Raw genomic sequence first — 19,642 nt, 5'->3', positions numbered from 1 at the left:
CAGACCGGATCCGGTGCGGGGCCCCTTCGCATGGCGTGCGCGTGTTACTTGGCGACCTTCATGGCGTCGCGGATCGCCCGGGTCTTCTCCGCGGCCTGGTCCGGGGTGATGCCCTGGTTGGTGTCACCGCCGGCGCTGCCCAGGCTGAGGTGGGTGAAGGTGACCCGGCCGAAGGTGGACTTGTCCGCCCACACGCAGATCGTCGGCCCGGGCTTGCCGGCGATGACGCTGGCCACGCCGCAGCTGAGCTTGCCCGCGGAGGCGTGGCTGTCCTGCGCGGGGTAGTCGGTCATCGGCGTGGTCCAGGTCAGCCCGCCGCTGTCCTTCTTCGAGTCGGCGATGATCTGGTCCGGGTCGTTGAGGTCCCCGTAGATGCCGATGATCGACAGCGAGTCCATGTTCTTGATGTCGGAGCCCTTGCTGTAGCTGGCGCCCAGCCCGTTCAGGTCCTTGCCGAACTTCGCCGCCTGGGGGTTGCTCATGTCGGCGGGCTGCTCCTTCGCCGACTTCTGGACGTAGCCGTCCAGCAGCGTCTGCGGGGCGGTGAGCTTGTACTGGCCGCCCGCGTCGCTGCCGCCGAGGAACTTCCAGGCCGCGAAGCCGCCGCCGCCCAGCACCAGGGCGCCGATCACCAGGCCGATCACCAGGCCGCCCCTGCCCTTCTGCGGCTGCGTCGGGTAGCCCGGCTGCCCGTAGGGCGCCTGCGGCGGCACGCCGTACGGCTGCTGCGGGGCGCCGTAGGGCTGCTGCTGCGGCGGGTAGCCGTACTGGGGCTGCGGGGCGCCGTAGGGCTGCTGGGGCGGCGGGCCGCCATAAGGCTGACCGCCGTAAGGCTGACCCTGCGGATACTGCTGTCCCTGGCCGTACATCTGTCCTCGTGCTCCCCCGCCGCACCCGCGGCCGATCGTGGTGTTGGGTAGTTCCGTGCACGCCCGGACACCCGGACAAGTGCCCGGGCACGCTACCGCACGGTGCCCGTTACGGGAGCGTTCGGGCGGGGCGAGTCCACGGACCGAAAGCGGTTCGTAACCAGCGCCCGGGGTTACGTAAACTGTGCGTCGTGACCGACACGACGAACCAGCGCCCCGTGAACACCACCGGGGACGATGCGGCAACCCTCCCGACGACCTACACCCCCGCGGACGTAGAGGGCGAGCTGTACGAGCGCTGGGTAGAGCGTGGCTACTTCACCGCGGACGCGAAGAGCGACAAGCCCCCGTTCACCATCGTCATCCCCCCGCCGAACGTCACCGGCAGCCTGCACCTGGGCCACGCCTTCGAGCACACGCTGATCGACGCGCTGGTCCGCCGCAAGCGGATGCAGGGCTACGAGGCGCTGTGGCAGCCCGGCATGGACCACGCCGGCATCGCCACCCAGAACGTGGTCGAGCGCGAGCTCGCCAAGGAGGGCAAGTCCCGCCACGACCTGGGCCGCGAGGCCTTCGTCGAGCGCGTCTGGAAGTGGAAGGCGGAGTCCGGCGGCCAGATCTCCGGCCAGATGCGCCGCCTCGGCGACGGCGTCGACTGGTCCCGTGAGCGGTTCACCATGGACGAGGGCCTGTCCAAGGCCGTCCAGACCATCTTCAAGAAGCTCTTCGACGACGAGCTGATCTACCGTGCCGAGCGCATCATCAACTGGTGCCCGCGCTGCCTGACCGCCATCTCGGACATCGAGGTGGAGTACCAGGACGACGACGGCGAGCTGGTCTCGATCCGCTACGGCGAGGGCGAGAACTCCATCGTCGTCGCCACCACCCGCGCCGAGACGATGCTGGGCGACACCGCGGTCGCCGTCCACCCGGAGGACGAGCGCTACAAGCACCTGATCGGCACCGAGATCGAGCTGCCGCTGACCGGCCGCCGCATCCCGATCGTCGCCGACGCCCACGTCGACCCGGAGTTCGGCACCGGCGCCGTCAAGGTGACGCCCGCGCACGACCCGAACGACTTCGAGATCGGCCAGCGGCACAACCTGCCGAACATCGCCGTGATGGACGAGCACGCCGTCATCACCGCGCACGGCCCCTTCCTCGGCCTGGACCGCCTGGAGGCCCGCTCGGCGATCGTCGCCGCGCTGCGCGCCGAGGGCCGGATCGTCGCCGAGAAGCGCCCGTACGTCCACTCGGTGGGCCACTGCTCGCGCTGCAAGACCACCATCGAGCCGCGGCTGTCCATGCAGTGGTGGGTCAAGGTCGGCCCGCTCGCCCAGGCCGCCGGTGACGCGGTCCGCGACGGCAAGGTCAAGATCCACCCGCAGGAGATGGAGAAGCGGTACTTCGACTGGGTCGACAACCTGCACGACTGGTGCATCTCGCGCCAGCTGTGGTGGGGTCACCGCATCCCGGTCTGGTACGGCCCGAACGGCGAGGTCGTCTGCGTCGGCCCCGACGAGCAGCCGCCCACCGGCGAGGGCTGGCACCAGGACACCGACGTCCTGGACACCTGGTTCTCCTCCGGCCTGTGGCCGTTCTCCACGCTCGGCTGGCCGGAGCAGACCGAGAGCCTCGCGAAGTTCTACCCGAACTCCGTCCTGGTCACCGGCTACGACATCCTGTTCTTCTGGGTCGCCCGGATGATGATGTTCGGCCTCTACGCGATGGACGGCACCCCGCCGTTCCACACCATCGCGCTGCACGGCATGGTCCGTGACCAGAACGGCAAGAAGATGTCGAAGTCCTTCGGCAACGTGGTCAACCCGCTGGACTGGATGGACAAGTACGGCTCCGACGCGCTGCGCTTCACGCTCGCGCGCGGTGCCAACCCCGGCGTCGACGTGCCGATCGGCGAGGACTGGGTCCAGGCGGCCCGCAACTTCGCCAACAAGATCTGGAACGCCACCCGCTTCGCGCTGATGAACGGCGCCACCGTCGAGGGCCCGCTGCCCGCGCCGGAGGAGCTGACCGCGAGCGACCGCTGGATCCTGTCGCGCCTCAACAGCACCGTCGCCGAGGTGGACGGGCTGTACGAGGACTACCAGTTCTCCAAGCTCTCCGAGGCGCTCTACCACTTCGCCTGGGACGAGGTCTTCGACTGGTACGTCGAGCTCTCCAAGACCACGCTGGCCAAGGGCGGCCCGCAGGCCGACGCCGCGCGCCGGGTGCTGGGCGAGGTCCTGGACGTCACCCTGCGGCTGCTGCACCCGATCGTGCCCTTCGTCACCGAGACGCTGTGGACCACGCTCACCGGTGCGGAGTCCGTCGTCATCGCCGACTGGCCGACCGACAGCGGCTTCCGCGACGCCGCGGCCGAGGCCGAGATCGCCACGCTGCAGCAGGTGGTCACCGAGGTCCGCCGGTTCCGCACGGACCAGGGCCTCAAGCCGGGCCAGCGCGTCCCGGCGCAGCTGGAGCTGGACGGCACCACGCTGGCCGCCCACGAGGACGCGATCCGCTCGCTGCTGCGGCTGACCGCGCCCGAGGAGGGCTTCGCGGCCACCGCCTCGCTGCCGGTGGCCGGTGCCACCGTCTCGCTGGACCTCTCCGGCACCATCGACGTCGCGGCGGAGCGCAAGCGCCTCGCCAAGGACCTCGCGGCCGCCGAGAAGGAGAAGGCCCAGACCGCCGCCAAGCTCGGCAACGAGGCCTTCCTGGCCAAGGCGCCGGACGAGGTGGTCGCCAAGATCAAGGCCCGCCAGGAGGCCGCCGAGGCCGACATCGCCCGGATCACCGCCCAGCTCGCGGCGCTGCCGCAGGGCTGAGCCCGATCGCCCTTCGAGGGGCCGCACTCCGCGACACGCGGGGTGCGGCCCCTCGGGCTTTCCCGGATAGCTGCAGTCACTACGCCTAATAGAGCAGAGACATTGCTCCCTTCCGGCGAATATTCATCCTGGACCGGGTGAGGTCCTATTCCGAGCGAATTGATTCCGGTCTTGCCCGCGCGCGTTCGCGGAAGTTTGCAGGTCGGATGTGTACGGTGTGCACGGAGTTTCCGAAGGGCGTTTCTGCTGAGCGTTTCTGGTGAACGACGGACGGGAGGGCATGGCGTGGTGGTGACCGAGGAGTTGGCCGAGGAGCTGCCTGCCGCGGCGGTCGAGGAGGCCAAGGCCAGGGCGGCGACGCTGCTGCTCGCCTTCCGGCACGGGAACCAGCTCGCGTTCGACCACGAACTGGACCTGCTGTTCGAGGAGAACGTCGAGCGGGAGGTGACCACGCTGCTCACCTGGATCGCCGCCGAGGCCGTCCGCAAGGCGTACGCCCCCGAGGTCGGCGACCGGGTGCTGCGGTCGATGGCCCGGCGGGCCCCGGAGGACACCGCGGCGGTCCAGGTGGACGAGGAGACCGCGACCGCGGCCCAGCTGATCGAGGCGGTCGCGGCCGGCGAGGTGGCCGAGGTCCGCGGACTGGTCGCCGCGACGGCGGACACCACCTTCCTGCTCGGCGGCCTGCTGCAGGGCGTCGCGATGATGCTGCCGCTGCTGCCCGAGGGCGAACTGGCCGAGATCACGGCCGAGTTGCGCCGTCGCCACGGCGGCTCCACGCACGTCCCCGAGGCCCGGGCCGGGGTCTGACCCCCGACGGGCGCGGGCCCTGGGCCCCGAGCCGAAGGGCGCGCCGACGGCGCCGGCGGCCGGATGGCCCGCACCGGAGGGCCAGGTGGCCAACCGGATCAAGTCCCTTTCCGCGAAGGAGACTTGAATCGCCAGGCGGAGCAGGTCGATCCGGTCGTCAAGAGGCCCTACGCGGCCAGCGGCAGTGCCGGGGCCTCGCTGTGCCCGGCCGACCCGGTGGCCAGCCCGGCGGTCAGCGCGGCGATCCGGGCCGAGGCGAGGCCGTCGCCGTACGGGCTCGGGGTGGCGGCCAGCCGGGCCAGCCGCTCGGGGGTGTCGGACAGCCAGGCGCGGGCCAGCTCGCCCAGCTCCTCGCCGGGCTGCACCAGCGCGGCGAAGCCGGCGGCCATCGCCTCCGGGCGCTCGGTGGAGCGGCGCACCACCAGCAGCGGACGGCCGAGCACGGTGCACTCCTCCTGCACGCCGCCGGAGTCGGAGACCAGCAGCGCGGCGCGGCTCGCCAGACCCAGGAAGTCGCCGTAGCCGACCGGCCCGGTGACGGCGAGGTGCTCCAGCAGGCCGTCCAGTCCGAAGCGTTCGACGCCGGCCCGGGTCCGCGGGTGCATCGGGAACAGCACCGGGGTGCCGGCCCGGGCGATCCGGTCCAGCTCGGCGAGCACGGCGCCGAGCGCCTCGGCGCTGTCGGTGTTCTCCGGGCGGTGCACGGTGGCCAGCACGTACGCGTCCGGGCGCAGCCCGTGGGCGGCGAGCAGCGCGGTGCGGGCGGCCTCGTCCGGCAGCCGACGGCGGACCACCTCGACCACGGTGTTGCCGGTGTGGCCGGCCCGGGGGCGCCCGCCGACGCCGTGGACGTGCTTGCGGTAGGCGAGGCCCCAGAACACCATCGGCAGGGTGGCGAGCGCGAAGGCGAGCAGCATCCACGGGCCGAACCGGAGCTGGAACTCGGCGGTCTCGGCGGGGAAGAGCACCAGCCCGGCGGCGGTGATCCCGAGCGAGAGCGGGAAGAGCAGCACCAGCAGCACGCAGACCACGGGCTGCAGGAAGGTGTACATCACCTCGGCCTTGCCGGACCAGGTGTAGTGCGGGGAGCGCAGCACCCGGCCGGTGCAGCGCAGGCACTGCATGTCGCCCTGGGCCCAGCGGGTGCGCTGGGTGAGGAAGCGGCGCAGCGAGACCAGGGCCTCCTGGGAGACCTGGGCCTCGGTGACGTGGGTGAGCCGCCAGCCGGCCAGGCGCAGGTCGAGGCCGGACTCGTAGTCCTCCAGCAGGGCGCGCTCGGGCCAGGGGCGGCCGGCCCGGCCCTCCTCGGCGGTGAGCGAGTCGAGGGCGGTCGGCCGGACGAACTGGCCGTTGCCGCCGAGGCCGACGCTGCCGGTGCGGCGGCGCAGCAGCTGCATGCCGGTGTTGTTGGCCTGGAACTCGACGTCCTGCATCCGGACCAGGGCGCGGGCGAAGGCGTTGGCGGTGCGGCCGCGCCCGGGCAGCGGGCGCTCGTCGTCGGCGTTGCGCATCCGCACGCCGATCTGGACGGCGCCGGTGTCGGGGCGGCCGAGCGCCTTGGGGTTGCAGACCTGGCCGAGGGTGCCCGGGTCGAGCCGGCCGTCGGCGTCGACCACGCCGATCACCACCCGGGAGCGGTTGGCGGACTCGGGCAGCCAGGCGGAGATCTCGCGGTAGGCGGCGTTGAGGGCGGCGCCCTTGCCGATCCGGGCGTGCGGGCGGCGGCGCTGGACGAGGTGGATGTGCGGGTCGCGGGCCGCGGCGGCGAGCACGAGCTCGCGGGTGGCGTCCTCGCTGTCGTCGTCGATCACCCACAGGTGGGCGTCGGGCGCGCCGGCCCGCAGGCCCTCCAGGGTCTGGGTGACCACGGCCTCCTCGTCGCGGCAGGGGATGACCAGGTGCCACTGGAAGGCGGACGGGTCGCCGGGCTCGGCGGGCTTGTTGTGGTGGAAGGCGTGGCGGGAGCCGGCCCAGTACACGAGGAAGCGTCCGAAGACGAACGCCATGTAGCAGACGAGTGCCAGGGAGATCAGCCCGGCGACCCAGACGATCTCCTCCTGACGGAGCACGATCCAGTCGTGCGGGGCGTCGGGCATGGCGTGGCTCTCCTCACCATCTAGGGCCTCACGATCAAAGGCTGTCCGCTCCTGTGGGTTGCGAATCGATGCTTCATTGCCGTTCAAACTCGCTAAAGCAATAGTAAAGGGAGTGAATCGGAGGCGTGGGTAAAGCCGGGCAAAGTGGCCGTTCTCACCCGCGCCCCCGCCCCCGCCGCCGCCCCCGCTCTCACCCTGTGGGGACGGACCGCCATCGCTCCGTAGACTGTGGTCGTGAGCGACAAGGCCGACCCGAACCCGTACACCCTCCGCCCCGCCGACGGCGGCACCGGCGACGCCCTGCGCGACGTCGAGCTGGAGCTGTCCAAGCGCTGGCCGGAGAACAAGCTGGAGCCCTCGCTCGACCGGATCGAGGCGCTGATGGACATCCTGGGTCAGCCCCAGCGGTCCTTCCCCTCCATCCACATCACCGGGACCAACGGCAAGACCTCCACCGCCCGGATGATCGAGCAGCTGCTCAACACCTTCGAGCTGCGCACCGGCCGTTACACCAGCCCGCACGTGGAGACCGTCACCGAGCGGATCAGCCTGGACGGCGCCCCGATCAGCCCCGAGCGGTTCGTCGAGGTCTACCGCGACATCGAGCCCTACGTGCAGATGGTCGACGCGGCGCAGCCGGTGCCGATGTCCTTCTTCGAGGTGCTGACCGGCATGGCCTACGCCGCCTTCGCCGACGCCCCGGTGGACGTCGCGGTGGTCGAGGTCGGCATGGGCGGCTCCTGGGACGCCACCAACGTCATCGACGCCGCCGTCGCCGTGATCACCCCGATCGGGCTGGACCACACCGACAAGCTCGGCGAGACCACCGGCGAGATCGCGGTCGAGAAGTCCGGGATCATCAAGTCCGGCGCCGTCGCCGTGGTCGCCCAGCAGCAGCTGGACGCCGCCCAGACCATCCTGCGCCGGGCCGTCGAGGTGGACGCCACGGTCGCCCGCGAGGGCATGGAGTTCGGTGTGATCCGCCGTGAACTCGCCATCGGCGGCCAGCTGGTGACGCTGCGCGGGATCGGCGGCGAGGAGTACGAGGACGTCTTCATCCCGCTGCACGGCGAGTACCAGGCGCACAACGCGGCGCTGGCGCTGGCCGCGGTCGAGGCCTTCTTCGGCGTCGGCGGCGCCCGCGGCGGGCAGCTGGACGTGGACAAGATCCGCCAGGCCTTCTCCGGCGTCTCCTCGCCGGGCCGCCTGGAGGTCGTCCGCCGCAGCCCCACGATCATCCTCGACGCCGCGCACAACCCGCACGGCGCCCAGGCCACCGTCGCCGCGATCTCCGAGTCCTTCGGCTTCACCCGCCTGGTCGGCGTGATCGGCACCTCCGGAGACAAGGACGTGGCCGGCGTGCTGGAGGCCTTCGAGCCGATCCTGGCCGAGGTCGTCATCACCCAGAACTCCACCCACCGCGCGATGGACGTGGACGCGCTCGCGGCCCTGGCCGTCGAGGTCTTCGGCGAGGACCGCGTCCAGGTCGAGCCCCGGCTCGACGACGCCATCGCCGCCGCCGTCACCCTGGCCGAGGAGGAGGGCGACCTCGGCGGCGCCGGGGTGCTGGTCACCGGTTCGGTCATCACGGTGGGCGAGGCCCGCCTGCTGCTCGGGAGGAAGTGACATGAGGACGCTCTGCTCCTCGACCCTGATCGGCGAGGCGCTGCTGATCATGTTCGCGGCGCTGGTCGCGATGCAGCTCTCCAGCGTCTCGACGGCCACGGTGTGGATCGTCAGCGGGATCGCGATGGCGCTGTGCGTCGCGCTCTGCGGCATGATCAACCGCCCCGGCGCGGTGCAGATCGGCTGGGTGCTGCAGGCCGGCCTGATCGCCAGCGGCTTCGTCCTGCCGACCATGTTCGGCCTCGGCGTGGTCTTCGCCGGCCTGTGGTGGTGCTCGGTGCACTACGGCCGCAAGGTGGACGAGTTCAAGGCCGCCCGCGCGGCCGCCGAGGCCGGGGCGGCCGTACAGGCCTGAGCCGGCGGCCGTACAGGGCCGGGGCCGGGACCGGCGGACCGACACGCCGTGTACGCAAGGTAACCTCTGCCCTGTCGGCTCCCGCCTCGCGACCCGACTGTCTGCCGAACCGAATCCCCAGGAGACGTACCGTGTCCCAGCGCACTCTCGTCCTGCTCAAGCCCGACGCCGTCCGCCGCGGCCTGGCCGGCGAGATCATCAGCCGCATCGAGCGCAAGGCAGGCTGGCAGCTCGCCGCCATGGAGCTGCGCACCTTCGACCGGGCGACGCTGGAGCAGCACTACGAGGAGCACGTCGGCCGCCCGTTCTACGAGCCGCTGCTGGAGTTCATGACCTCCGGCCCGTCGATCGCGATGATCGTCGAGGGCGAGGAGGTCGTGAAGGGCATCCGCATGCTGGCCGGCGCCACCAACCCGCTGGACGCCGGGGCCGGCACCATCCGCGGCGACTACGCGACCATCACCCGCGAGAACCTGATCCACGCCTCCGACTCCCCGGAGTCCGCCGAGCGCGAGATCAAGATCTTCTTCCCGGCGCACGCCTGATCCGAGCCGGGCGACAGCCCGGGAGGGCCGGACGACCCGCCCCTGCGGGCACCGTGTCAGGGCCCGCAGGACCTCGGGACTGCCCCGGTCGGGACCATTGGCCCGGCCGGGGCATTCTTATCGTGAAATAGGGAACTGGGGGCGCCGACACGGCGTCCCAATGCTCGGAGAAGCGATCACGCTCCGGACAATGGACGGTGTGCCCCCACGTCGATGTCCGTTCCGCGCGGCGTGACTACGATGGACGCGACTCAAGGGCCCGGTAAGGCAGCTCAGCTGGTCTCCGCCCAAGCGTGGGCGCTGCATCCGTCCACACCCCATGAACTCCGAGCCCGGGAAGGCACCCACACCCCATGGCGAGCAACCTGTCGTTCATCGGCCGCGACTTGGCGATCGACCTCGGAACTGCCAACACGCTGGTGTACGTCAGGGGCAAGGGGATCGTCCTCAACGAGCCGTCCGTCGTCGCGGTCAACACCAACACCGGCGGCATCCTCGCGGTCGGCGCCGAGGCCAAGAAGATGATCGGCCGCACGCCCGGCAACATCGTCGCCATCCGCCCGCTCAAGGACGGCGTGATCGCCGACTTCGAGATCACCGAGCGGATGCTGCGCTACTTCATCCTCAAGATCCACCGCCGTCGCTACCTCGCCCGCCCGCGCGTCGTGGTCTGCGTGCCCTCCGGCATCACCGGCGTCGAGCGCCGCGCCGTCATCGAGGCCTCCTCGCAGGCCGGCGCGCGCCAGGTGCACATCATCGAGGAGCCGATGGCCGCCGCGATCGGTGCCGGCCTGCCCGTCCACGAGGCCACCGGCAACATGGTCGTCGACATCGGCGGCGGCACCACCGAGGTCGCCGTGATCTCCCTCGGCGGCATCGTCACCGCCCAGTCCATCCGGGTGGCCGGCGACGAGCTGGACAACGCGATCGTCCAGCACATCAAGAAGGAGTACTCGCTCCTCCTCGGCGAGCGCAGCGCCGAGCAGATCAAGATGAGCATCGGCAGTGCCTTCGGCCTGGAGGGCGAGAAGGACGAGCACGCCGAGATCCGCGGCCGCGACCTGGTCAGCGGCCTGCCCAAGACCGTGGTCATCTCCGCCGCCGAGGTCCGCGAGGCCATCGACGAGCCGGTCAACTCGATCATCGACGCGGTCAAGACCACCCTCGACCAGTGCCCGCCCGAGCTGGCCGGCGACGTCATGGACCGCGGCATCGTGCTCACCGGCGGCGGCGCCCTGCTGCGCGGCCTGGACGAGCGGCTGCGCCGCGAGACCGGCATGCCGATCCACATCGCCGAGAACCCGCTCGACTCCGTCGCGCTCGGCTCCGGCAAGTGCGTCGAGGAGTTCGAGGCGCTCCAGCAGGTACTGGACGCCCAGCCGCGCCGTTAGCACCACGACGAGACATCCGACACTCAACTGAACGGGCCGCCGCCCGGGCCCCACAGCCCCGGGCGGCCGCCAGGTACGAAGGGGCAGTACCAGCACCGTGAGGGACACACGAGAGAGCCGGCTGCTGCTCATCCTGCTGGTGGCCGTCGCCTTCGCGCTCATCACCGTGGACATCAAGGGCGGTGCGGACTCCCCGCTCGGCCCGGCCCGGCACGCGGCCGCCAGCGTCCTCGGCCCGGTCGAGCGCGGCGCCGCCACCGTCGTCGACCCGGTGGCCAACACCGTCCGCGCCTTCCGTGACGCGACCACCCACAACGGCCGCACCGACCAGCTCGCCCGCGAGAACACCGAACTGCGGCAGAAGCTCGCCTCCTCCGACATGGCGAGCGGTCGCACCAAGCAGCTGGACGACCTGCTGCGCACCGCCGGCGCCGGCGGATACACCGTCAAGGCCGCCCAGGTCATCGCGATCGGCCCGGCCCAGGGCTTCTCCTGGACCATCACCATCGACGCCGGCAGCGACGACGGCCTCACCCGCGACATGACGGTGATCAACGGTCAGGGCCTGGTCGGCCGGATCACCACCGTCGCCCGGACCACCGCCACCGTACTGCTCGCCTCCGACCCCGGCTTCTCGGCCGGCACCCGGCTGGAGGGCAGCGGCGAGATCGGCTTCGCCTCCGGCGGCGGCGACAGCCCGATGAAGGTCTCCCTGCTCAACGGCAAGGCGCAGGTCAAGGCCGGCGACCGGCTGGTCACCTTCGGCTCGCAGAGCGGCCGTCCGTTCGTGCCCGGCGTCCCGGTCGGCAAGGTCACCGAGGTCCAGGCCAACGCCGGCCAGTTGACCAAGACCGTCCTGGTCGAGCCCTTCGTCCAGTTCACCCGGCTCGACCTGGTCGGCGTGGTGGTCGTGCCGCCGCGCACCGACCCGCGCGACGCCGTCCTGCCGCCGGCCCCCACCCCTGGGCAGAGCCAGGCCCCGGCCGCGCCCGCCCAGCCGCAGCCCACCGCGCCCGCCACCCCGCCGGCCAAGCCCAATGGGGGGAACTGAGCCATGCGCCTCGCCCGCATCCCCGTCTCCGCCGTACTGATCCTCCTCGGCCTGATCCTCCAGGTCAGCGTGTTCGGCCGGCTCCAGCTCCCGGGTGCCACCCCGGACATACTGCTGCTCGTCGTGGTCGGCCTGGCCATGGTCTACGGGCCGAGGGGCGGCTGCCTGGTCGGCTTCGCGGCCGGCCTGCTCGCCGACCTCGCGCCGCCCTCCGACCACGCCATCGGCCGCTACGCCCTGGTGCTCTGTCTGATGGGCTACGCCGCCGGGCTGCTGCGCCCCGACCACGGCCGCCAGCGTTCGGTCTCCAGCGCGCTGCTGGTGGTCGGCGCCGCCTCGATCGCCTCCACCTTGCTGTACGCGATCGTCGGCGCCCTGGTCGGCGACACCGCGGCTCGGCACGTCGGCCTCGGCGGCCTGGTGATCAGCGCCCTGCTGTACGACCTGCTGCTGGCCCCGTTCGTGGTGCCGCTGGTGATGCTGCTCGGCCGCCGCTTCGGCCGCGACCCGGTGGCCGCCGCCAGCGGCGACGACGAGGGCGGCCCGGGCCTCGGCGCGCTGGCCCGCTACCGCACCACCCGTGCGGTCTCGACCGGCCCGAAGTACAAGAAGCGGCGCGTGCCCGGCTTCGCCCGGCGCCCGTAACCGGCCCGCTCAGGCCCCCGAACTCCCGACTTTCCCGCATCCTGGAGCGCACGAGACGTGAGCAACATCCCCGAGACCGGCCGAACCCGGCGGGTGACGATCCGTCTGGTGGTGCTGCAGATCCTGGTGCTGTCGCTGCTCGCCACCCTCGGCGGACGGCTGTGGTACCTGCAGATCCGCAACGCCAAGGAGTACACCGCCAAGGCGACCGGCAACCACATCCGCGAGGTGGTCGAGCCGGCCGTCCGCGGCGAGATCCTGGACGCCTCCGGGCGGATCCTGGCCGGCAACGAGGCCCGGCTGGTGGTGTCCGTCAGCCGTACCTCGCTGCTGCAGCAGAAGGACGGCGGCAAGGCGGTGCTGGGCCGCCTCGCCGAGGTGCTCGGCATGCCGGCCAAGGACGTGCAGGAGAAGGTCCGGCTCTGCGACGCCAAGACCCCGCAGCCCTGCTGGAACGGATCGCCGTACCAGCCGATCCCGGTCACCAAGGAGGCGACCACCCAGCAGGCGATGCAGATAATGGAGCGCCGCGAGGACTTCCCCGGGATCACCGCGCAGCCCACCTCCGTGCGCCGCTACACCGGCGCCGAGGGCGCCAACCTGGCCCAGGTGCTCGGCTACCTCTCGCCGGTCACCGACGACGAGGTCAGCAAGACCGCCGACAAGAGCGGCCTGGACCGCTACCTGCCGGCCGACCAGATCGGCCGGGCCGGCCTGGAGTCGGTGTACGACCGCGACCTGCGCGGCACCGCCGGCATCACCAAGCTGGAGGTGGACAACCTCGGCCGGGTGATCGGCACCGCCGGCACCGTCGCCCCGCAGACCGGCAACAACCTGGTCACCAGCATCGACGCCCGGGTGCAGAAGGTGGTCGAGGACAACCTGGCGCAGGCCATGGCCGACGCCCGGAACACCTTCGACAAGGTCACCAACCGCAACTACGAGGCCGACTCCGGCGCCGCCGTCGTGATGGACGTGCACACCGGGCGGATCATCGCGATGGCGAGCGCCCCGACCTACGACCCCAACCTCTGGGTGGGCGGCATCAGCGGCAAGGACTACCAGTCGCTGACCAGCAAGGACTCCAACTTCCCGCTGCTGAACCGGGCCATACAGGGTCAGTCCGCCCCCGGCTCGACCTTCAAGGTCATCTCCACCACCGCCGCCGTGGAGGCCGGCTACTCGCTGGACGGGACCTACTCGTGCCCGAAGGCCATGACCATCGGCGGCCGCGAGTTCAAGAACTTCGAGAGCGAGAACTTCGGTTCCATCTCCCTGGAGAAGGCGCTGGAGGTCTCCTGCGACACCGTCTTCTACGGCCTGGCGTACGACCAGTGGATGAAGGACGGCGGCATCAAGCCGAAGAAGGACCCGGGTGACTGGTTCTTCAAGGCCGCCCACCAGTTCGGCCTCGGCGCGAAGACCGGCGTCGACCTGCCGGCCGAGGTCCCCGGCCGGGTGCCGGACCGGCAGTGGAAGCAGTCCTTCTACGACAACAACAAGGACGCCTGGTGCGCGCAGGCGCAGAAGGGCGGCAACAGCTTCTCCGACCAGATCGCCCGCGAGAACTGCGTCGACGGCTACCAGATGCGCGCCGGTGACGCCGTCAACTACGCGATCGGCCAGGGCGACACGCTCGTCACCCCGGTCCAGATGGCCCGTATCTACTCGGCGCTGGCCAATGGCGGGACCTTCTACCGGCCGACCATCGCCAAGGCGGTGATAAGCCCGAGCGGGGACCTCGTCCGCGAGATCGCCCCGCACGAGGACGCCAAGTTCCCCGGCGACCAGAAGCTGCTCAGCTACATCGACCAGGCCACCGCGGGCGTCATCACCAGCGGTACCGCCGCCTGGAAGTTCAACGGCTGGCCGCAGGACAAGATCGCGCTGCACGCCAAGACCGGCACCGCCGAGGTCGAGGGCAAGCAGACCACGTCGTGGCTGGACACGTACAGCAAGGACTACGCGATCGTCATGACGATCAGCCAGGGCGGCACCGGCTCCGGCGGTTCCGGTGACGCCATCCGCCGGATCTACCAGGCGCTGTACGGCGTGGACGACAAGGGCAACATCGACAACAGCAAGGCGCTGCTGCCGACGCCGCAGGGCGAGCTGCCGAAGTTCAACCCGGACGGCACCGCGATCATCAAGCCGGCCTCGTACACGGTCGACCCGGCACCGGGCGCGGTCGCCCCGGCCCCGGTGCTGCCGGCCGCCGGCCCGGCGCAGTCCGTCCAGGCCGTACCGCCCGTCCAGGCCGCGCAGCCCGTTCAGTTCACCCAGTTCGCCCAGGCGGACGCGGCTCCCGCGACGGCCTGGCTCGATCCGGCGCCGCCGTCCGACAGCCCCGTGTCGTACACCGTGGCCGATGCCGCGCTCGAACCGAACCGCGCGGGAAGGGGACGGGCATGAGCTCCTACGGCTCGTACCGGCAGCTGCGGTTGAGCCCGCAGCGCACCGGGGTCTCCAAGGCCCTGGCCAAGGACTCGCCGCTGTGGCGGCTGGACTGGATACTGCTGCTGGCCGCGCTGGCCCTCTCGCTCGGCAGCTCGTTGCTGGTCTGGTCGGCCACGCGTGGTCGTGACAACCTCACCCACGGGGACCCGCAGTACTTCCTCTACCGGCACCTGACCAACTTCGTGGTCGGCCTGTTGCTGTGCGCCGTGGTGATAGCGATAGGAGCCCGGCGCGTCCGCACCCTGGTGCCGTTCGTCTACGTCGCCGTGATCCTGCTGCTGCTGGCGACGCTCAGCCCGATCGGCTCGACCGTCAACGGCGCGCACTCGTGGATCCAGCTCGGCGGCGGCTTCTCGATCCAGCCCGCCGAGTTCGCGAAGCTCGGGATCGTGCTGTCGATGGCGGTCGTGCTGTCGGACCAGGTGGACGCGGGGGAGCGGGGGTTCCCCTCGCACCGCGCGGTGTTCCGCGGCCTGATCTGGGCCTGCCTGCCGATGGGCCTGGTGCTGCTGATGCCGGACGCCGGGTCGACCATGGTGATGTCCGCGATCGTGCTCGGCATCCTGCTCGGTTCCGGCGCGGCCAACCGCTGGGTGCTCGGCATCCTCGCGGCCGGCGTCGGCGGCAGCATCGCGATCTGGAAGCTCGGACTGCTGAGCCAGTACCAGATCGACCGCTTCGCCGCCTTCGCCAACCCGCAGCTCGACCCGAACGGCGTCGGCTACAACACCGCGCAGGCCCGGATCGCGATCGGCTCGGGCGGACTGACCGGCAAGGGGCTGTTCCACGGGACGCAGACCGTCGGGCAGTTCGTGCCGGAGCAGCAGACCGACTTCGTGTTCACCGTCGCCGGTGAGGAGCTGGGCTTCGTCGGCGCGCTCGCGATAATCGGACTGGTCGGCGTGATCCTGTGGCGCGCCTGCCGGATCGCCCGCCAGGCGACCGACCTGTACGGGACGATCGTGGCGGCCGGGGTCATCGCCTGGTTCTCCTTCCAGGCCTTCGAGAACATCGGGATGTGCCTGGGCATCATGCCGGTCGCGGGCATCCCGCTGCCCTTCGTCTCCTACGGCGGCTCCTCGATGTTCGCGGTCTGGATCGGGGTCGGGCTGCTCCAGGCGGTGCGCAGCCAGCGGCCGATAGCGGCCTGAGCCCGTTTGCTGTCGGGGCCGGTCCGGGTTCGTCCCGGACCGGCCCTTCTTCCTTGCCGTGGAAGCGAGTTGACGATCCGTCAGGCCGAGTGGAGCAGGCAGTCGGCGGCGGTGAGCACCGCCCGGGTCTGGTGGGCCAGCTGCTCCTGCACCGGGACCCAGCGGGCGCCGAAACGGTGGCGCAGCCGGTCCAGGCTGTCGGCGACCACGGCGCGGGCGCGCTCCCGGGCGGCGTCGGCGGCCGGGTTGTGGGTGTCCGCGAGCAGGCGCAGCAGGATCGAGGCGACCCGCAGCGGCAGCCGGGCGGCGACCAGTCCGGCGGTGGTCGCCCGGGAGGAGCTCAGCGGGCGCGGGCACCACAGCTCCAGCCACTCGTCGGCGACCCGCGGGGCGACCGCCAGGTTGAACTCGGCGGTGCGCACCAGCGCGCCGTGCGTCTCCCGGGCCTGCGCCGGGACCCGGGCGAGCAGCGTGCTGAGCTCCGCGGTGCGCAAGGTCAGCTCGCGGGCGGCCTTGCCGACGGCCTGCGGCCCGGCCGGGTGCGGGCGGGCGTCGCCGACCGCGTCCACCGCCCACATCGGCACCTCCAGGACGGCGGTGACCGCGCCGTACCGGGCCGCGTAGGACCAGGTGGACAGCTCGGGCTCGTCCGGCAGCGCCCGCGAGGTGCCCTCGCTGCCGGGCCTCGGCATCAGGTAGGTGCCGGGGGCGGGGCTGGCCCAGCCGATGGCGTCGTAGGAGTCCACGTCGAGCGGGAGGCCGGCCCGCTCGGCGGAGCGGGCGAAGCGCTCGGACAGGCCCGGCACCGGGCTGGTCAGCTGGACGAACGCGCCGCCGAAGTCCACCCCGTGCAGCGAGCACTGGAGGAACGGGCGCAGCTCGTCGATCAGCCCGGTCAGCGCCAGGCTCTCCGGCATCGGCGGGCGGCCCGAGCCGGGCGCGGGCAGCAGTTCGGGCTGCTCCTCGAAGGCGGGCCGGAAGAAGTGCTCGTAGTGGCGGGCCATGGTCAGCGGGCCGTCCAGCCAGCCGGCGTTCAGTGCGGCGCCGTCCGGGTCCAGGCAGAGCAGCAGGTGCCAGGACAGGCCGGGTCGGGCAGGGCGCTCCAGCAGCACCTCGGCGAGACGGACCGCGGTGGCGGTGCCGATCGGCTCGTTGGGGTGCGGCCCGCCCACCACCAGGACGGCGTGCGGGCCGCGGTCGACCGAGAGCAGCAGCAGCGGGCGCCCGGCCCGGGAGCGGCCGACCTCGCGCAGCCGGCAGCGGTCCGGACGGCGCAGGGCGAGCCGTCGGGCCGCGGATTCGGCCTGGGCCTGCGTGGGGTAGCGGGCCGGCCCGGTGTCGAGGATCCGCAGGGGCCGGACCCGCCGACCGGTGTCGGTCATGGTTCTCCTTGCGACCGGTCGTACGGCCGCCGGGGCGCGGGCGTGCCGCAGCACCGGACGCGGCCTGCGGGCCGGGGACGGGCTCTGCGGGGCCGGGGGAGGGAGCCTCGCGGGGGACGGGGGAGGTCGTGCTGGGCGAGACGGGCCGCCGGGGGAGTCGGCGTTGGCCGAGCGTACGACCCAACTCCCGTCTCCGGAAGGGGTGCAGGGCCTTGGGCAGGGCCCTGTCAGTACCGCACGGGCCGTCCGGGCGTGTCAACGGCGGCCGGCGCCGGGCGGCGGGCGCGCACCGTGCGTGCCGGGGCGGGTACGGGCGGCTGCGGACGGGGCTGATCGCGCCGGAGCGCACCGCGGGTCGGCCGGGTCCGGCTCCGGCGGGGTCCCGGGCAGACGGGCCGTTCCCCGGATTGGGCTACCCTTGAGGGTCACCCCTCCCGTGCCGGCTCGCGGCATCGAATCACGTCGTAAGGGTTCCTAGTACATGACTGTCGAATCGGTCTTCCCACGCCTGGAGGCCCTCCTCCCGCACGTCCAGAAGCCGATCCAGTACGTCGGCGGCGAGCTCAACTCGACCGTCAAGGACTGGGACGCCTGCGACGTCCGCTGGGCGCTGATGTACCCCGACGCCTACGAGGTCGGGCTGCCCAACCAGGGCGTCATGATCCTCTACGAGGTGCTCAACGAGCGCGAGGGCGTGCTCGCCGAGCGCACCTACAGCGTCTGGCCGGACCTCGAGGCGCTGATGCGTGAGCACGGCGTCCCGCAGTTCACCGTGGACGCCCACCGCCCGGTGAAGGCCTTCGACGTCTTCGGGCTGTCGTTCTCCACCGAGCTCGGCTACACCAACATGCTGACCGCGCTCGACCTGGCCGGCATCCCGCTGGAGGCCAAGGACCGCACCGACGAGGACCCGATCGTCCTGGCCGGCGGGCACGCGGCCTTCAACCCGGAGCCGATCGCGGACTTCCTGGACTGCGCGGTGATCGGCGACGGCGAGCAGGCCGTGCTCGACATCACCGAGATCATCCGCGCCTGGAAGGCCGAGGGCCGCCCCGGCGGGCGCGACGAGCTGCTGCTGCGCCTGGCCCGTACCGGCGGGGTGTACGTCCCGAAGTTCTACGACGTGGAGTACCTGGCCGACGGCCGGATCGGCCGTGTCGTGCCGAACGCCCCGGGCGTGCCGTGGCGGGTGTCCAAGCACACCGTGATGGACCTGGACGAGTGGCCGTACCCGAAGCAGCCGCTGGTCCCGCTCGCGGAGACGGTGCACGAGCGGATGTCCGTGGAGATCTTCCGCGGCTGCACCCGTGGCTGCCGCTTCTGCCAGGCCGGCATGATCACGCGCCCCGTGCGGGAGCGAAGCATCACCGGCATCGGCGAGATGGTCGAGCGCGGGCTGAAGGCGACCGGCTTCGAGGAGGTCGGCCTGCTGTCGCTGTCCAGCGCCGACCACACCGAGATCGGCGACATCGCCAAGGGCCTGGCCGACCGCTACACCGAGGACAAGATCGGTCTGTCGCTGCCGTCCACCCGCGTCGACGCCTTCAACATCGACCTCGCCAACGAGCTGTCCCGCAACGGGCGCCGCTCGGGCCTCACCTTCGCCCCCGAGGGCGGCAGTGAGCGCATGCGCAAGGTGATCAACAAGATGGTGTCGGAGGAGGACCTGATCCGCACCGTCGCCACCGCCTACGGCAACGGCTGGCGCCAGGTGAAGCTGTACTTCATGTGCGGCCTGCCCACCGAGACCGACGAGGACGTGCTCCAGATCGGCGAGATGGCGAAGAACGTCATCCAGAAGGGCCGCGAGGTCACCGGCCAGAACGACATCCGCTGCACCGTCTCCATCGGCGGGTTCGTGCCCAAGCCGCACACCCCGTTCCAGTGGGCCCCGCAGCTGTCCGCCGAGGCCACCGACGCCCGTCTGGCCAAGCTGCGCGACTCGATCCGCGGCGACCGCAAGTACGGCAAGAACATCGGCTACCGCTACCACGACGGCAAGCCGGGCATCGTCGAGGGCCTGCTCTCCCGCGGCGACCGCCGGGTCGGCGCCGTCATCCGCGCCGTCTACGAGGACGGCGGCCGCTTCGACGGCTGGCGCGAGTACTTCTCGTACGACCGCTGGATGGCCTGCGCCGACAAGGGCCTGGCCGACACCGGCGTCGACGTCGACTGGTACACCACCCGTGAGCGTTCCTACGAGGAGGTGCTGCCCTGGGACCACCTGGACAGCGGCCTCGACAAGGACTGGCTGTGGGAGGACTGGCAGGACGCCCTGGAGGAGGTCGAGGTCGACGACTGCCGCTGGACCCCGTGCTTCGACTGCGGCGTGTGCCCCCAGATGCAGACGGCCATCCAAATCGGCCCCACGGGCAAGAAGTTGCTTCCGCTGACGGTCGTCAACAAGTAGGCGTCGTACACCCCTCGGCCCCCGTC

At 71.6% G+C, this 19,642-nt stretch carries 14 protein-coding genes; 11 read left to right on the top strand and 3 right to left on the bottom strand.

The genetic code is table 11. The annotated features are described in order from the left end of the window. Positions 1–44 precede the first annotated feature (44 nt). A complete protein-coding gene (locus ACFVWU_RS39510) occupies positions 45–869 on the bottom strand; it encodes a hypothetical protein (protein WP_387630280.1) in 825 nt (274 codons plus the stop codon). A gap of 191 nt (positions 870–1,060) precedes the next feature. Here ACFVWU_RS39510 and ACFVWU_RS39505 point away from each other — a divergent pair, with 191 nt between their 5' ends. Both ACFVWU_RS39505 and ACFVWU_RS39500 read left to right on the top strand, forming a co-directional pair. Then, entirely contained in the window at positions 1,061–3,697 is a 2,637-nt protein-coding gene (locus tag ACFVWU_RS39505; RefSeq protein ID WP_387630278.1) for a valine--tRNA ligase, read from the top strand. A 285-nt stretch (positions 3,698–3,982) separates the two neighbouring features. Beyond that, a complete protein-coding gene (locus tag ACFVWU_RS39500) occupies positions 3,983–4,507 on the top strand; it encodes a hypothetical protein (RefSeq protein ID WP_387630276.1) in 525 nt (174 codons plus the stop codon). A 167-nt stretch (positions 4,508–4,674) separates the two neighbouring features. Here the strand turns inward: ACFVWU_RS39500 and ACFVWU_RS39495 are convergent, their stop codons facing one another. Further along, positions 4,675–6,603: a UDP-N-acetylglucosamine 2-epimerase gene (locus ACFVWU_RS39495; RefSeq protein ID WP_387630274.1), complete on the bottom strand. Its 1,929-nt coding sequence runs from the start codon at positions 6,601–6,603 to the stop codon at positions 4,675–4,677. Positions 6,604–6,837: 234 nt separating this feature from the next. On the opposite strand from ACFVWU_RS39495, the gene ACFVWU_RS39490 reads away from it, so the two are divergent. The 8 genes from ACFVWU_RS39490 (at position 6,838) to rodA (ending at position 15,824) form a co-directional block, all read left to right on the top strand. After that, positions 6,838–8,229: a bifunctional folylpolyglutamate synthase/dihydrofolate synthase gene (locus tag ACFVWU_RS39490; RefSeq protein ID WP_387630271.1), complete on the top strand. Its 1,392-nt coding sequence runs from the start codon at positions 6,838–6,840 to the stop codon at positions 8,227–8,229. A gap of 1 nt (position 8,230) precedes the next feature. Beyond that, positions 8,231–8,584: a DUF4233 domain-containing protein gene (locus ACFVWU_RS39485; protein WP_387630269.1), complete on the top strand. Its 354-nt coding sequence runs from the start codon at positions 8,231–8,233 to the stop codon at positions 8,582–8,584. A gap of 131 nt (positions 8,585–8,715) precedes the next feature. Next, a complete protein-coding gene (gene ndk / locus ACFVWU_RS39480; protein WP_387630266.1) occupies positions 8,716–9,129 on the top strand; it encodes a nucleoside-diphosphate kinase in 414 nt (137 codons plus the stop codon). A 365-nt stretch (positions 9,130–9,494) separates the two neighbouring features. Further along, the gene (locus tag ACFVWU_RS39475; protein WP_030256393.1) at positions 9,495–10,520 is read left to right on the top strand and encodes a rod shape-determining protein; all 1,026 of its coding nucleotides are present in this window, start codon (positions 9,495–9,497) and stop codon (positions 10,518–10,520) included. 97 nt (positions 10,521–10,617) lie between these two features. Further along, positions 10,618–11,571 carry a rod shape-determining protein MreC gene (gene mreC, locus ACFVWU_RS39470; protein ID WP_387630263.1) on the top strand — a complete coding sequence of 318 codons (954 nt, stop codon included), beginning with the start codon at positions 10,618–10,620 and terminating at the stop codon, positions 11,569–11,571. Between the two features lie 3 nt (positions 11,572–11,574). After that, positions 11,575–12,216: a rod shape-determining protein MreD gene (gene mreD / locus ACFVWU_RS39465; protein WP_387630261.1), complete on the top strand. Its 642-nt coding sequence runs from the start codon at positions 11,575–11,577 to the stop codon at positions 12,214–12,216. A 57-nt stretch (positions 12,217–12,273) separates the two neighbouring features. Further along, positions 12,274–14,628, top strand: a complete 2,355-nt coding sequence (mrdA, locus tag ACFVWU_RS39460; protein WP_387630258.1) for a penicillin-binding protein 2 — start codon at positions 12,274–12,276, stop codon at positions 14,626–14,628. Beyond that, a complete protein-coding gene (rodA, locus tag ACFVWU_RS39455) occupies positions 14,625–15,824 on the top strand; it encodes a rod shape-determining protein RodA (protein WP_387630256.1) in 1,200 nt (399 codons plus the stop codon). Before mrdA ends, rodA begins: the two co-directional genes overlap by 4 nt. An 80-nt stretch (positions 15,825–15,904) precedes the next feature. Here the strand turns inward: rodA and ACFVWU_RS39450 are convergent, their stop codons facing one another. After that, positions 15,905–17,206, bottom strand: coding sequence for a M14 family zinc carboxypeptidase (locus ACFVWU_RS39450; protein WP_387630253.1), 1,302 nt, complete (start codon positions 17,204–17,206; stop codon positions 15,905–15,907). A 481-nt stretch (positions 17,207–17,687) separates the two neighbouring features. Here ACFVWU_RS39450 and ACFVWU_RS39445 point away from each other — a divergent pair, with 481 nt between their 5' ends. After that, on the top strand, positions 17,688–19,616 hold the full coding sequence (locus tag ACFVWU_RS39445) for a TIGR03960 family B12-binding radical SAM protein (RefSeq protein WP_387630250.1): 1,929 nt from the start codon (positions 17,688–17,690) through the stop codon (positions 19,614–19,616). The last annotated feature ends 26 nt before the right edge of the window (positions 19,617–19,642 follow it).

The organism is Kitasatospora sp. NPDC058190, from assembly GCF_042883685.1.
In the GTDB taxonomy this organism is placed as follows: domain Bacteria; phylum Actinomycetota; class Actinomycetes; order Streptomycetales; family Streptomycetaceae; genus Kitasatospora.
Note: the sequence above shows the minus strand (reverse complement) of the source record. Positions and strands in the feature narration are given on the sequence as shown.

Excerpts from the sequence above, each read along its gene's own strand:
- ACFVWU_RS39510 (WP_387630280.1), bottom strand. The coding sequence starts at position 869 with ATGTACGGCCAGGGACAGCAGTATCCGCAGGGTCAGCCTTACGGCGGT.
- ACFVWU_RS39485 (WP_387630269.1), top strand. The coding sequence starts at position 8,231 with ATGAGGACGCTCTGCTCCTCGACCCTGATCGGCGAGGCGCTGCTGATC.
- ACFVWU_RS39495 (WP_387630274.1), bottom strand. The coding sequence starts at position 6,603 with ATGCCCGACGCCCCGCACGACTGGATCGTGCTCCGTCAGGAGGAGATC.
- rodA (WP_387630256.1), top strand. The coding sequence starts at position 14,625 with ATGAGCTCCTACGGCTCGTACCGGCAGCTGCGGTTGAGCCCGCAGCGC.
- ACFVWU_RS39450 (WP_387630253.1), bottom strand. The coding sequence starts at position 17,206 with ATGACCGACACCGGTCGGCGGGTCCGGCCCCTGCGGATCCTCGACACC.
- mreD (WP_387630261.1), top strand. The coding sequence starts at position 11,575 with ATGCGCCTCGCCCGCATCCCCGTCTCCGCCGTACTGATCCTCCTCGGC.
- ACFVWU_RS39445 (WP_387630250.1), top strand. The coding sequence starts at position 17,688 with ATGACTGTCGAATCGGTCTTCCCACGCCTGGAGGCCCTCCTCCCGCAC.